The sequence below is a fragment of the Chitinophaga sp. Ak27 genome, assembly GCF_012726295.1.
Classification (GTDB): Bacteria; Bacteroidota; Bacteroidia; order Chitinophagales; family Chitinophagaceae; genus Chitinophaga.
Genome location: NZ_JABAOB010000002.1, coordinates 424,615 through 438,676 on the forward strand (window position 1 = coordinate 424,615; position 14,062 = coordinate 438,676).

General features: G+C 47.4%; 9 protein-coding genes. 7 read left to right on the forward strand and 2 right to left on the reverse strand.

Annotated features, from left to right (window positions below):
- Positions 1-137 precede the first annotated feature (137 nt).
- From HGH90_RS09585 to HGH90_RS09595, 3 genes are read left to right on the forward strand one after another with little or no spacing between them, the layout of a single operon-like run.
- A complete protein-coding gene (locus HGH90_RS09585; RefSeq protein ID WP_168764213.1) occupies positions 138-641 on the forward strand; it encodes a hypothetical protein in 504 nt (167 codons plus the stop codon).
- A 13-nt stretch (positions 642-654) separates the two neighbouring features.
- Positions 655-2,004, forward strand: a complete 1,350-nt coding sequence (locus tag HGH90_RS09590; protein ID WP_169190955.1) for a hypothetical protein — start codon at positions 655-657, stop codon at positions 2,002-2,004.
- Positions 2,005-2,025: 21 nt separating this feature from the next.
- Positions 2,026-3,885, forward strand: coding sequence for a WG repeat-containing protein (locus HGH90_RS09595; protein WP_169190956.1), 1,860 nt, complete (start codon positions 2,026-2,028; stop codon positions 3,883-3,885).
- 12 nt (positions 3,886-3,897) lie between these two features.
- Here HGH90_RS09595 and HGH90_RS09600 read toward each other — a convergent pair whose 3' ends face one another.
- Positions 3,898-5,313, reverse strand: coding sequence for an AAA family ATPase (locus HGH90_RS09600; protein WP_169190957.1), 1,416 nt, complete (start codon positions 5,311-5,313; stop codon positions 3,898-3,900).
- A 179-nt stretch (positions 5,314-5,492) separates the two neighbouring features.
- Complete coding sequence (locus HGH90_RS09605) at positions 5,493-7,403, reverse strand: SPFH domain-containing protein (protein WP_168764209.1); 1,911 nt, start codon at positions 7,401-7,403, stop codon at positions 5,493-5,495.
- A gap of 431 nt (positions 7,404-7,834) precedes the next feature.
- On the opposite strand from HGH90_RS09605, the gene HGH90_RS09610 reads away from it, so the two are divergent.
- From HGH90_RS09610 to HGH90_RS09625, 4 genes are all read left to right on the forward strand, one after another.
- Positions 7,835-8,713: an ROK family protein gene (locus HGH90_RS09610; RefSeq protein ID WP_169190958.1), complete on the forward strand. Its 879-nt coding sequence runs from the start codon at positions 7,835-7,837 to the stop codon at positions 8,711-8,713.
- A gap of 151 nt (positions 8,714-8,864) precedes the next feature.
- A complete protein-coding gene (locus HGH90_RS09615; protein ID WP_168764207.1) occupies positions 8,865-9,479 on the forward strand; it encodes an RNA polymerase sigma factor in 615 nt (204 codons plus the stop codon).
- A gap of 63 nt (positions 9,480-9,542) precedes the next feature.
- Positions 9,543-10,661 carry a FecR family protein gene (locus tag HGH90_RS09620; protein ID WP_169190959.1) on the forward strand — a complete coding sequence of 373 codons (1,119 nt, stop codon included), beginning with the start codon at positions 9,543-9,545 and terminating at the stop codon, positions 10,659-10,661.
- Positions 10,662-10,779: 118 nt separating this feature from the next.
- Positions 10,780-14,055, forward strand: a complete 3,276-nt coding sequence (locus HGH90_RS09625; protein ID WP_169190960.1) for a TonB-dependent receptor — start codon at positions 10,780-10,782, stop codon at positions 14,053-14,055.
- Positions 14,056-14,062 lie beyond the last annotated feature (7 nt).

The window sequence follows — 14,062 nt, forward strand, 5'->3', positions numbered from 1 at the left end:
CGCCTTCAGCTCTTCACGCGAATGTTTGTTTTCCACCCGCATATATAAACCTATAACCCGCATATACGCTACCGGCGGAGCCGGATCGGTTATTTTTCTTTACTTTCAGGCTTTTATAATCCGATCACACTACGAACATGAAAAGTTGCCTGTTGTACTGTTTGTTATTAAGTACTTTGTGGGCTTGTAACCGGCCCACACCCAAAAAGCCATCCGACATCATTCAAATAGATGCTATCACACGTGACAGTGACTTGCTGGCAGATTACCCCGTTCTCCATTTTGTCCGGAATGGAATCAGTGGATATGAATTTAACGATGAGCGATATATACAATTGTTGGGGATGCCGGTGGCAGGGATGACTATTGCCATAGATGAAGATAAGTTACACCTAAAGCGCGTATCCGTAGCGTTATTTAAGAATAAACAGGATGCTGTTAATCTCAAAGAAAAGCTCACTGCCTTATATGGCAAGCCCGGCGCCGATTCTACCGGGGAATTTTATGCCAATGAAGAGAACGACCTGTTGGTCTGGAAGAATCAGCAACAATTAATGGGCCTGTCTCTCCCTAAAAATATTAATACGGTTACTGAAATTGCTGAAGCCCCTACCTTCCGTATCTCCTTTATTCAACCCTAAGCACCTCCTCACCATGAATAAATTATACCTTGGCATTGTTTTGTTGTATGCCCTGTTGATGGCCAGCTGTGGCCATTCCTCCCTGACGGCGATCGAAAATATCCATCACCGGCAGCAGCTCGACTCCCTCATAGCCACATTATCAAAAAGCCAGGTACAGGTAGACTCTGTGCCCGTTCGTGTACTGGTAATGCACCTGAAGGGCGACTTTACCTACTATGGCCAGCCAGTAAAAGAACTGCAGGTTGAATTGAAAGAGGAAGCGATCGCCCGTATTTCCTTTCAAACAGAGAAAGGCGCCCTGGAAGTGCTCAATGGCCTGGAATCGGCATTCGGCACCGGGTTGAAAGAGGGCTCCGGCCCCGATCTAACCTGGAAAACTGTGGAAAAGAATATCATTTTTACCGTTACCGATTATAAGGGTAACCTGCTTACCCTTAGCAACAAAGAAAAATCGTACATCACCCTGTATTTTAATCAACCGGCAAACAACAAAGTTACCAACGCCTACACTACTGTTCCTGCCACCGGCGCCAGCGACAACTACCGGCTGGAGGTAGATAACAGTGAGTGCGGATACCGCGTGTATGTAAACGGCTTTTTGGCGCTTACACACCTGAGGGCAAATACCCTGGGCGTAACAGCCGATATTAATTCCTACCTGCAGAAAGGGAGTAAACAAACACTGATGGTAGAACTATTGCCAGGCGTTGATTTTGATGGGTATCCCCGAAGCCGTCTGCACCAGGAGTCGGTGGTAACGGTAGCTGTGCATAAATGGAGCGACCAGTCCTGCTTTTTACCGGTAATATTGCAGTTCAAGACTCCCAATGCCGATACGATGATCCAGCTGGAACCGCATTACTATAAAGCCATCCGGGCATCGCGGTTTTCAGGACAACTTTCCGCCACTATTAACCAAACCTTTGAAACCACCATACAGCCCTTTGATTTGCCGGCTTATGCCACTGCTACCGACATCCGTAAAGTACCGGATGCTAAAGATCGTGTGGTGGCACACTACCGGAAGTTGCAGGCAGCGTACCAAAGTAAAGATACCCAGCAACTGGCCAACCTGTTGTTTCCGCTGGAACAAAACAAGGCCATGGCCTGGCACCTGTATAAGCCTACCGATGGACAAGCCCAATGGAAAAGTATCATAGACCTGGCACATATAACGGATACGGTTACACTGGCTGAAAATACCAGCCTGTATGTTACGCCCGACGGTCGTTTTGCCAAATTGATCATAGACGGTAAAGACGATCCGGCCTGCTATATAGAAGATGCCAACAAGGTGTATCCACTGGATTATTATGTGAGTATCGATAAAAATAACGAGCCCCATTTTGTAATAGAATAAATCACTGATCAACGGATTTTTATGCAATATATGAAGCGCATTAGTTGTATAGCCCTGGCGGTGGCGCTGTTGGCCGCCTGTAAGATGAAAACGGAACCTTCTGAAGAACTGAAGGCATTTGTAAAACAGTTTGACGGGAAAACGCTGGCGGCTGCCAAAGACGAACTACAAAAAGAAAGTGAAAGAATAGATCACTTTATTAAGTTCCTGTCGCGTATGGCGGAGGACAAAGAAAATGACTACACGGGAAAAGAAGACACGGTAGCTCCCTACCAGTTAAAACCGGTGGATGTTTTTACATCAGGGTATGCCACTTACCTGGAGAATATAGGGTTAACCCAGGAAGTAAAGTATCCTAACAGTGTACTGGAAGCCAATAACGCCGTGCATGACAATGATAACTACGACCTGGAATCCCCCGATTTTATATCCGAGAGAATATTTTTTGCGGATGGTACTACCGAGGCTAAATCTTATGCACTGGATGGTTCTACGCCTATACCATCTTCCAAAACTATCGACAGCGTACTGGCCACGGTTAGTTACAGCTACCCTGTTAAGATGACGGTGCTTAAGCTGGATAAATCCAATTCCACGGCTACTTTCAAAGGGTCTGCCATTAAAATCGATAAGATGAAGGATAACCAGTTAAGGTTACTGATGGGAGACAGCGCTTACAAAAACTACCTCTATATAGAAGCATTTAACCAGGACGGCAAACCGTTGGATTATATCAGCAGGAACAACGGCAGTGGGCATAATCCTGACGATATGAACAAGTTATTGAAAACCTACAAAGATATCTTACAGCAACTGGTGAAGAAAATAGACAACAGACGTTTTAAGGATATTCATGCACTGCAGGAAGCCATGCTGGATGAAATGTCCGGTGGCACACCTTTTGACGCCGGCAGGGGAGGATATACACAAGGGTATTATAAAGGCAAAGTAGCCGGGGTGAGGGTATATATGGCAGAAGCCCGGGTAGAAGTGAAAAAGAAGCTGATGCTGAAAAATCTTTCTCCTAATTATGCCGGCCTCTATTTAGTAAAAGATACGAAGAGCGATCAGTATGGCTTTATGGATGCCGGTGGTAAATTTGTAATACAGCCCGTCTACAAAGAAATGACCGCCATCAATCCTTTCTTTTTTTCCAGTTCAGACTATAACGGGTACTATTATTACCGCCTGGATACTGCAGCCCGTCAGCTGGTAAAACTGGACCTGGTAGCAAAGGAGTTTTCGCCACAGCTGGTCCTGGTAATGAAGAACGAAGAAGGCGGGTTGAAAGGATTAATGGATGGCAATGGGAAAATGGTGATCCCGATGGTTTATGATGATATCATGAAAGATGAAAAGGAACCGGTGTTATATGCCAATAAATCAGAGCCGGACGGCCCCTTGCAGGGCATCTGTTCTTTATATGATTACCAGGGGCAGCTGTTGACATCTACGCCTTATTATACCAATGGTAATACTTATAGCGACGGCCTATTGTTGGTGTATGATAAAAACAGTCATCATTATTTCCTGGATAATAAGGGAAAGAAGGTCATTGATCTGAAGGAGTACCAGGACGTGGAGCCATTTGCAGGTGGTTTAGCCAAGGTAAGAAATGCGCACTTTGATTTTGGCTATATTAGTACCAGCGGACAGACCGTGATTCCCTGTATGTATGCCACCGCACGGCCATTTAACGAGGGTATTGCCTTGGTCACCAAAAAGGTGGATGGCGATACGGAGGCAGGATTGATTAATACAAAGAACGAGGTGATCGTACCTTTTAGTGCTGCATCTTATGACATCGACGGTAAAGGAGCGAAGATGGTGTATACCATTGGCGAAAAGAAGTATAGCGCAAAGGGGGTGTTAATGCCGTAAAGGAGGTGTATTCTACTTAAATAGCTCCTCCATTGTTATTTCATGATGAATCAACATGTTCTTATACTGGTTATCCTTTACACCATAGGAGGTAATCATTGTTAAAAACAACGTTTTTCTTGTTCCGGTTTCGTCCTGGAAGTTAGCGAGTTTGCGCTGTAACTCGGTGGCATATGATTTCTCGATGGTAAATGTGGTGTTTGAGAATTTCATCTCGCAAATATTAATGCAGCCATCCTGGCGGTCGAGTAACAGGTCTATCTGTGCTGTTTTAGATCGCCAGGCCGATTCTTCTGTGTAAACACTGGCAATACCTAATGCCTGCTTAATTTGAGGGGTGTGTTTCAGGCAAATATTTTCAAAAGCCATACCGCTCCAGCTTTTCCAGGAAGGAGAGGAAGCCCGCCTGATCCAGGTGCCAGGTCCTGTTGCCCGGGAATGTTCAACAAATTTGAGGTAGAACAGGCTATATTCATCGGCCAGTTTATAGATTAGATCCTTGGCATTTTTGCCAAAAGGGAGATAAGCAGCTGTGAATCCCGATTGGACAAGTTCTTCCAGCAATTTGGTGGTAGTTCCACCGCTCTGCAAACCTGCTTCGTGTATGATTTCATTGCGGGTGAGTCCAGATGGTTTGGCGGCAAGCGCTTTTACCACAGCGATATGGCGATCTGCCATTTCGAAGAGAGAATTATACAGGTTGGAAAATTCGCCTACAAGCAGACCATCCTTTGTAAAGCACAAGCGATCGATCGCCCGGGTAGCACTTTCTCCTTTCCTGATTTCCTTTAAATAGTGAGGGATGCCGCCAAGTGCCATATAAACCTGGAGTGTTTGGTAATGGTCCAGGTTTACAGACCGGCTCTTCAAATAGGCGGCTGTTTCCTGTAAGTCGAAAGGAAGCAGGCGTATTTTCCGGGTGATCCGGTTGTGTAATCCTCCTTTGTTGTTTACCACTCGCTGGATCATCCAGGAAGCGGCAGAACCACAGATAGTCACCACAAGATTGGCCTGTTTGGAGCCCCAGGAATTCCAGAAATATTCAAAGGCAGGCAGAAAGCCGGATTTAGCCGCACTTAACCATGGAAATTCGTCAAAGAAGATAACCATCTTCTTTTTTTTAAGTTGCGGAGAAAGTAGTTGAATCAGCAACAAAAATGCTTCTGTCCAGTTGTGTGGTATAGCAGGGAGAACAGGTGTATTTAATGTTAATGCGATAGCGTTGCGAAAATTTTCTAGCTGTTGCTTTGCCGGGGAGCCATGTACGCCGGAGAATTCATATGCCATATGATCCTGGTATACCTGTCGCACCAAGAATGTTTTACCAACTCGTCTCCGCCCATATACGGCTACCAGCTCAGCTTCAGAAGAGGAAAGCGTTTCCAGCAATATTTTTTTTTCATGTTGCCTGCCGATTAGTTTTTCCATTGCTGTAATTTTGAAAGTATAGTTTTGGCTGGCTATCCAAATAGATACGCAGCCAAAACAGGGTAAAAATACATAGTTTTGGCTGGCTATCCAAATCGATACGCAGCCAAAACTATATAAACACCCCCAAAGTATCTTACTTATGGGGGTGTTTTCTGAGGTTGCTACAGTACAATGGGTTAATTGGCCTTCTTATCTTCTTCTTTCTTTTTTCCGATATCTTCCAGCAGCTTTAGGCCAAGGAGTCCACTGATAGGACCATTAGCGCCATCGCCGCCGCCGATGAGTACATCTGGCATGATACGGATTTGTTGTGCACCGATAGCTTCCATTACTTTCAACTGGGTAAAGTTGTTGCCACCCATGGCTTCTACGGCCAGCTTATAGGATTCGGCGCTGGACTGACCGATGGCCAGGATTTTTTCTGCTTCAGCTTTACCGGTGAGGGCAATTTTTTCTGCATCGGCTTTGGCAATCCATTCGGTACGTTCTGCTTCTGCTTTGGCGAGCAGTCTTACTTTTTCCGCTTCACCGGCGGCGAGTAATTTCATGCGGTCACTTTCGGCGTTGGCTTGCAAACGTACGCTGTTGGCGTCACCGGTGGCCTTCTTCACAGAGGCGTCGGCTGTCCTTTCTGCAATCCATACGCCCTGGTCGGCTTTTACGATTTCCTTCTGCATTTCGGCGATGGCCGTTTCTTTTTCCAGTTTTTGACGGGTTTCCTGTGCCAGGCGTTCCGTATCGTAGGTGATCTTTTGTTCCTCTGCAATTTTACGGTCGGTAAGTGTTTTCATCAGGGTTTCCGGTGGCACAATGTCCCCGATGAGGGTGTCTACGCCAAACACATTATATTGATCCAATACCTGGCCAATATGTTCTTTGGCGGCTGTCTGCCTTTCTTTACGGCTGGTTAGGAAGCTGATCACATCGGAGCCCTGGGCAGAGTTACGGAAATAGTTACCGATAGTAGGTTCCAGTACCTGGGTAACCAGGTTGCTCATATTACCGAAGCGGGCAATTACTTTAGGCGCCTCGGTAGTAGGGATGTGGATGATCTGTGATACGTCGAGGTTAAAGGTAAAACCATCGCGGCTTCTTACCGTAATGGTAGAGAGGTTCTTATCCAGCTGGTGCGCTTCGCTTCTGGCGGAGGCCCAGTTGAGTACCAGGTTGGTGGTAGGTACCAGCTCTACTTTCATGATATAGGGATTAATAGGATATTTACCAGGGCCTAATGGTTCGGCCCATACGCCTTTGCTGCCTTTGGCGACGATGTTGCCATGTTTGAATTCGGCGCCGCTGATGTCCACGCCATCATTACCCACGAAGGAGATGACCACGCCTACGTGCCCGATAGCGATTTCCGTCATCTTCACCATTTCCAGTTTCGCAAACCAGGGATTGATAAAGTAGGAGCCGGCCAGGATAACCTGTTCCTGGAGACCTTTATAGCCGCCTTTGTCGAGGAATGCATCCACATCCTGGAAGTTGTTGTGGTTGTCGATCGTTTTACCGGCGATGGAGCCGGTTTCGATGGCTTTACCTTCCAGGGTGGTAACGATACCTACTGCATTATCGGGGATGGTGGACATGTCGGTGATTTCAATGTCGAACAGGAGGGTGTTGATACGATAAGAACCAGGCGTGATGATCGCCGTTTGCCGGCCTTTCCGGCCGCCATTGCGCAGGAAGGCTTCAGCATCCTGGAATGCGTCGCAGGCCACCTTGCGGGCCAGGATGGCGCCTGTTTCGAGTTCTGCGCCGTCTTTCGCCAGCACCAGTCCTATTTTGCCGGTGGGGATGATGGTAAAGGGCTGGAAGGCAACACTGTACTGCCAGGCCCATTTGCCGAAGTATACGCCAGGAGCCAGGGTTTGCGCCTGGAAACCGGCTTCTCCGTTGGTCGCGAGGATACGGCCTTCAGGCAGCTCCTGTTTACCCATGAGCACAAATTTTTTGGTGACCAGGCCGATACGGTCTTCCGGTACGATTACTACGCCAAAGCATATACGAAGAATGATCTTGTACAGTAACAGGCATAACAGGGGCAGGCCGATGAGCAATGCCCATCTGAGAATTGGATTTTCCATTGTGTTGGGTGTTATTAATAAATGTTGATGAGATATAGTGATAATTATCCGCACAGGCACGTGGCTGACAGACGTGTCAGTTCAAAGGTGAAACCGGGCATGTTTGAATTATAAGGCTGGGGGAGAAGTGTTAAAGTTAGTAGCGATGTAGGCTGTTAACATATTACTGCCGAAGCAATGATCAGATTCCATTGTGAAATGAATTACGATGTAAAAGTGATAATAATTTTTCATCTGTCAAAATATTTTACAACAGATTTCTTTTGAAAAGCGGCTGCGTTTTTTTGATTTCTGGAAAAACGCCCTATATTTAGAGCCAGTTTAACCATTTTTCATCTTGCTAAAACGATTTTTCTGAGCAAATCAACCAAAATATATTTTATATTTGTTTAGCTTAAACGATTTAGCAACCACTCTATCTTACAACTTTTATGAAGCATTCCACGGCGTTAGGAATTGATATTGGCGGCTCTCATATTACCGCAGCATTAGTAGATCTGGAAACACGATCTATCATAGAAGGTTCGTGGAACCGCACCCGCGTTAATTCACATGGGGAAGCAGCAGATATAATCGCAGCATGGGCCGCAGTGATCAATGAAGTATTCAGTCATGCTCCTGCAGGAGTAAAGCATATCGGGATTGGTATCCCAGGCCCTTTCGACTATGAGCAGGGTATCAGCCTGATGAAAGGGCAGGATAAATTTGACGCGTTGTATCAGCTCAATATAAAGCAGCTGCTGGCTGCGCAACTGGATATCCTGCCGGAACAAATCCGTTTTATCAACGATGCAGGCTGCTTTTTACAGGGTGAAGTATTCAGCGGCGCGGGCAGGAACTATCAACGGGGCATCGGCCTGACGCTCGGCACCGGCCTGGGCTCTGCTTGGTACCACGATGGGGTGGCTAAAGACGCCAACCGCTGGTGTACACCCTTTAAAGACGGCATAGCGGAGGATTACCTGTCGACCCGCTGGTTTGTAAAACGCTACCAGGAAATCAGTGGTGAAACCGTAGCCGACGTAAAAGCACTGGTAGCACGTATGCCTGCCGATAGGAGGATCCAGGAGCTGTTCAATGAGTTTGCCGTCAACCTGGCTGTCGTACTCACCGATTTTGTGAGAGACGAACAACCGGAAGTGATTGTTATTGGCGGCAACATCGCCAACGCATCCGATCTTTTCTTCCCTCTCCTGAAAACACAACTGCAACAGCAACAGATTACCATCCCTGTTGTAAAAGCTACGCTGGGCGAAGCAGCTGCACTGATTGGTGCTGCCAGCCTATGGCATGAGCTGGAGAAAGCATAAGACACAAAGAAAAAACACAAAGCAAAAAAGCTATTGTGGAGGATCATCTTAGCGAATAATAAAAATCGCACAGGTCATCTTCCACAATAGCTTTTTGCTTTCTGCTTTAAGCTTTTTACTCTATCTTGGGTGACGTCTAAATAGCAACTGTTTGAAAGACCGCGTAATGGAAACAGATAATGTTTTGTGGGATAATATCATACTGGGCGATCAGGAAGCCTACAGAGAATTGTATGATACATCTGCGGATATGCTTTTCCGGTACGGATTACGCTACGTACAGGACACCGCGCTGATCAAAGACTGTATCCAGGATCTCTTCCTGGACTTGTACCACTACCGGCGTAATCTTTCTCCCAAAGTAAATATCCGCTTTTACCTATTACGGTCTTTCCGCCGTAAAATTCACCTGGCGGTAAAGAAATATGCTATCGCCGACCAGCTGGAAACAGCTGATTATTTCTCCATTACCTATGAGCCGGATGTAGAGCAGCAACGCATTGCGGCCGAACAGCAGCAGGAAATGCTGCGTATCCTTACGCGGGAGCTCAACGATCTTCCCGCCCGGCAAAAAGAGGTGTTGTTCCTTAAATTTAACTGCGAGCTATCTTATGAAGAAGTAGCCGGCATCATGAAAATCAGTGTACCTACCTGCCGCACCCTGGCCTATCGCGCTTTCCGGCAACTGCGGTCCAGTATGGAGAAAGTACCGGTGCTGCCGCTCTTAATTTTACTGATGTCCTGGCTATCTCAGAAAAATAATTAAAAAAAGTTGTGTTCAGGAGTCTATACCTGATCTGTTGATCACTCTTTATTGGAAAGATGTTGCATGAAGCGCGGAAAAAAGTATCCGACCCTGGAAGATATACTGGGAAATGATCGTACACCGGAAGACCCTGTATTACGGGCTTTGGCCGGATCGGTGGAACAGGTGATCCGGAATGCGGGGAATGAAACATGGGATTCTGCCGACAAGGCTGCGCTCTGGGATGAGATTGCGCCGGGATTGGCGCCTCAACCGGTCCGCTACCGGTACCTATATCTCAAAGTGGCCGCTGCCATACTGGTACTGCTGGTGGCCGGGCTCTGGTATTTCCTGCCCCGGCAGAACGATTTATTGCGCTTTGCCCGGCAGCTGCCTCATGACCAACCCCTCACCGATACCCGGCTCCTGGTAGGGCAGCACCAGGCCGTAGTCGTGAAAGGAAAGAATGCCGCCCTGGTATATGCCGGCGGAGGTACTGGTATTACCATTAATAAAGACACGCTAAGCATTGCCGCCGCCACTTACAATACCCTGATGGTGCCCTATGGCCGCCGTGCCCGGGTGCAGCTGGAAGACGGCAGCGTGGTGCAGCTGAATGCCGGCTCCCGCCTGGTATACCCCGCCGCCTTTAAAAATGGAAAAAGAGAAGTGTACCTGGAAGGAGAGGCCTTCTTTGATATCGCGCCCAATTCACAGTCGCCGTTTTTCGTATATGCGTCAGGTTTAGTTACAGAAGTGCTGGGCACTACTTTTAATATCAGCGCCTATCCCGACGATATCCGGCGAAGCCTTGTACTGGCCTCGGGAAGTGTGCGCCTGCACGTGCCCGGGCATGGCTTTTCCCGGGAGCGTTCGCAACTGCTGCAACCAGCCGATATGGCTACTGTTGATGCCAAAGACGGGGGCTTGCAGATGAGCCGCGTAAACGTAGCCGCCTACACCGCCTGGAAGGATGGCCGCCTGCTCTTTTTCAATACGCCTTTGAAAGATATCCTGAAAAAATTAACGCGATACTATAACATACCGCTTGACCTGGCCTCCACAAAACCTGGATTGGAAACCTGTTCCGGCGACCTGGACCTGGAAGATAACCTTGATAACGTGCTAGAAGTAATCTGCGCCACCAACTCCCTGCGCTATGAGCGATATGGACAGCGCATTGTATTAACAGAGAAAGAGTAGAAAACCAAAATATGACCAAAAAAAACCGGAAGATGGTGGAACATCTCCCGGCGTCGCCACCCTACGGGGGTAGGGTAGCGTATGTCTTTTTATTAACCAAAAAAACTAACGTGAAGTTATGAAAAAAATCTATGCGCAATGGCGTGTCCCGCCAGGCAGTACTTTTGCCACCAAACTAGTGAAAACAATGAAACTAACCGCACTCCTGTTATTCACCGCCATGATGGGAATTGCCGCTACCGGGAGGTCGCAGGACAACCATCTTACTATCCGCTTAAGCCAGGGCACCCTGCCGCAATTGTTTAGCCAGATCCAGTCTCAAAGCACCTGGCGCATTTTTTACAAAGATGAACTGGTGAATAAGGAACAACCCATCACCCTTGAATTGCGCGACAAAAAATTAACAGAAGTGCTGGACCAGGCATTGGCTAATACCGCCCTCAGCTACCGGATTGTACGCAACCAGGTGGCCATCATTCCCCGGGAAAGAAAGCGCACAGAAAAAATCAACGGCATCTCCGCAGAAGAAGACAGCACCTACCTTATACGTGGCCGTGTATACGATAACCACGAACCACCACAGGCATTGCCAGGGGTAACCATCCGCGTAAAAGACAATAACAACATCGGCACCACCTCAGACGTAGACGGCTACTTTACTCTAAGGGCTAAGAAAAATGCGGTGATCGTTTTTACACAAATGGGATACCTTCCCGAAGAGCATACGGTAATCCGCAGCCACAATGCGCTCAATATCTCCCTGAAAGAAAAAGTAGCAGCACTGGATGAAGTCGTGGTAGTAGGGCTTTCCGAGCAACAGAAAAAACATATCGCCAGCTCCATCAGCTCCGTGAATATTGCCCAGCAAACCAATGGCAAACCCATTACGGCGTTGTCACAGGCGTTGCAGGGAGGTGTTACCGGGTTACAGGTAACCCAGAGTTCCGGCCTGCCTGGCGGGGATGCCGCCGTTATTAAAATACGGGGACTTAGTACGCTCACTGCCGATCGCGCTAATCCCCTCGTGCTGGTCGACGGAATACCGATGGACATGAACTATATCGACCCCGTTACGGTGGAAAGCGTCACCATATTGAAAGACGCCGCCGCAGCAGCAGTATATGGCGCCCGTGCTGCCAACGGCGTAATATTAGTGACCACCAAGCGTGGCGTGGCAGGCAGGGTAGCTGTCACCTATGATGGTTACTACGGCGTACAAACGCCATCTACCATGCCCAAGCTGGTAGAAGCGCCGGAGTATATGCGCATGTTTAACGAAGCACAGGTAAATGCCGGCAATCAGCCGTTTTATTCCGATGATGATATTAAACACACGGAAGCCGGTGATGACCCTATCAAATATCCCAACACCGACTGGCAAAAGGAAATTATTAACCCGGCAGCCGCCATCACCAGTCATTCGCTGGGGATCAGCGGTGGTAATAGCCTGGCGCGTTTCGCGCTTACCGCCAATTACCAGTTCCAGGATGGCATGATTCCACTGAATCATTCCAACAAGTATAATGTACGCGCCAATACCTCTATCACCCTCAGCAAGAAGTTCCTGGTGTACATGGACATGCTGGCTATTAAGCGAAATACGTTCTATCCTAACCGCCCCAATGGCAACAGTGGTAACCGTATCCTGGAAGATATTTTCCGGGTACCGCCCACTATTTTGCCCAAGTATCCGGAAAAAGACGGCGCGCCTACCATGTATGGCCGCTATGTTGATATCGTAAACCCTGTGGCTTATGCAGAGCATGGAGGAAAAAGTACCAATGAATACGGACAGTCCAGTATCAACCTGCAACCGAAGTGGGAAGTATTACCGGGACTGAATTTGCGGGGGCAATTTAGTTTTCGTTTAAACAGCGACGTGACCCGCAATACCAGGGATAACTACTATTTCTTCGATTATTTCAGCGGACAGCTGGTGCAAACCTGGGGCGTAAGCCGGTCTGCCAGCTTCGATAGAACCACGTATTACTACGCTGGCGTTACAGCAGATTATACCTACGATTTGAAAGATCATCACTTTTATGTGATGGGTGGCTACTCACAGGAAGAAAATAACAGCAGCTACTGGGAGGTAAGATCACTCTTGTCTTTTTATGGTAAGCTGAATTATTCCTATAAAGATAAATACCTGCTGGAAGGCGCTATCCGTACCGATGGCTCGTCCCGCTTCGGACCGGGACATAAGTTCGGTACTTTCCCGTCAGTGGCATTGGGGTGGAATGTACACAAGGAGAATTTTATGCAATCGCTGCGGGCCATTAACAGCCTGAAATTGCGCGCTTCCTACGGACGGTTGGGAAATGAGAATATCGAGCTGTATCAGTATCAAAACATGATCAGTGCCAATGATGGGGTAGAGTCGGTATTTGGAAACCCCGATATCACCTGGGAAACAGTAGACATGCTGGACCTGGGTGTAGATATGAGCCTGTTTAAAGGTAAGCTCGAACTTACCTTCGATTATTATGATAAAAGAACCAATGGCATCATCCTTAATCCACCAGTATCTTATGTAGGTGGAATGGGTACTACTCCTATTAATGCCGGAAAGCTGCGGAACAAAGGCGTTGAGTTGTCGCTCAATTACAATAGCAACATTGGGAAAAATATAACCCTGTCGGTAAGACCCGGTTTTTCCTATAACAACAACGAGTTGCTGTCTTTACGTGGCGGACCATATATCAGCGGAGGTACTATCCATAAAGAAGGGTACGCCCTGGGAAGCCTATATGGATATAAAACCAATGGATTACTACAGGCGAGCGATTTTAAAGCAGATGGTACGCCGCTGGTGCCTATTATTGCCAACGAGAAACCCGGCGACATCCACTATGTAGATGTGAACGGCGATAATGTTATTGATGGAAAAGACCAAACCGTAATAGGCAACCCTACTCCCAAAGTAGATTACTTCGCCAACATCCGCCTGACATATAAGAAATGGGAACTGGAAATGTTATTGCAGGGCGTGAGTAAAGACGATGCCATCTTAGCCGGTATGCTGGCCTATCCATTGGATATGTCGTTTGACGGTGGGGTGCCTACCCGTTACTATGCTGATAACTACTGGACGCCACAACGTACCGACGCACGTTTCCCAAGATTAACAACTTCTCCCAGTATCAATAAATTAAACTCTGATTTCTGGATACAGAATGGCGCTTACGCCCGCATAAAGTATATACAGCTGGGATACAACTTCAGCAGTGAACGTTTAAAACGTGTAGGCATTAATGGCGCCCGGATATATGTAAACGCCCAGAACCCATTTGTATTTACGTCTATGAAACTGGTAGACCCGGAAAGCCAGGGTAACCAGTGGACCTATGGTATCATGAAAATGTATACAGCAGGGGTAAGTATCCAACTTTAATGATTAA

Excerpts from the sequence above, each read along its gene's own strand:
- HGH90_RS09585 (WP_168764213.1), top strand. The coding sequence starts at position 138 with ATGAAAAGTTGCCTGTTGTACTGTTTGTTATTAAGTACTTTGTGGGCT.
- HGH90_RS09590 (WP_169190955.1), top strand. The coding sequence starts at position 655 with ATGAATAAATTATACCTTGGCATTGTTTTGTTGTATGCCCTGTTGATG.
- HGH90_RS09595 (WP_169190956.1), top strand. The coding sequence starts at position 2,026 with ATGCAATATATGAAGCGCATTAGTTGTATAGCCCTGGCGGTGGCGCTG.
- HGH90_RS09600 (WP_169190957.1), bottom strand. The coding sequence starts at position 5,313 with ATGGAAAAACTAATCGGCAGGCAACATGAAAAAAAAATATTGCTGGAA.
- HGH90_RS09605 (WP_168764209.1), bottom strand. The coding sequence starts at position 7,403 with ATGGAAAATCCAATTCTCAGATGGGCATTGCTCATCGGCCTGCCCCTG.
- HGH90_RS09610 (WP_169190958.1), top strand. The coding sequence starts at position 7,835 with ATGAAGCATTCCACGGCGTTAGGAATTGATATTGGCGGCTCTCATATT.
- HGH90_RS09620 (WP_169190959.1), top strand. The coding sequence starts at position 9,543 with ATGAAGCGCGGAAAAAAGTATCCGACCCTGGAAGATATACTGGGAAAT.
- HGH90_RS09625 (WP_169190960.1), top strand. The coding sequence starts at position 10,780 with ATGAAAAAAATCTATGCGCAATGGCGTGTCCCGCCAGGCAGTACTTTT.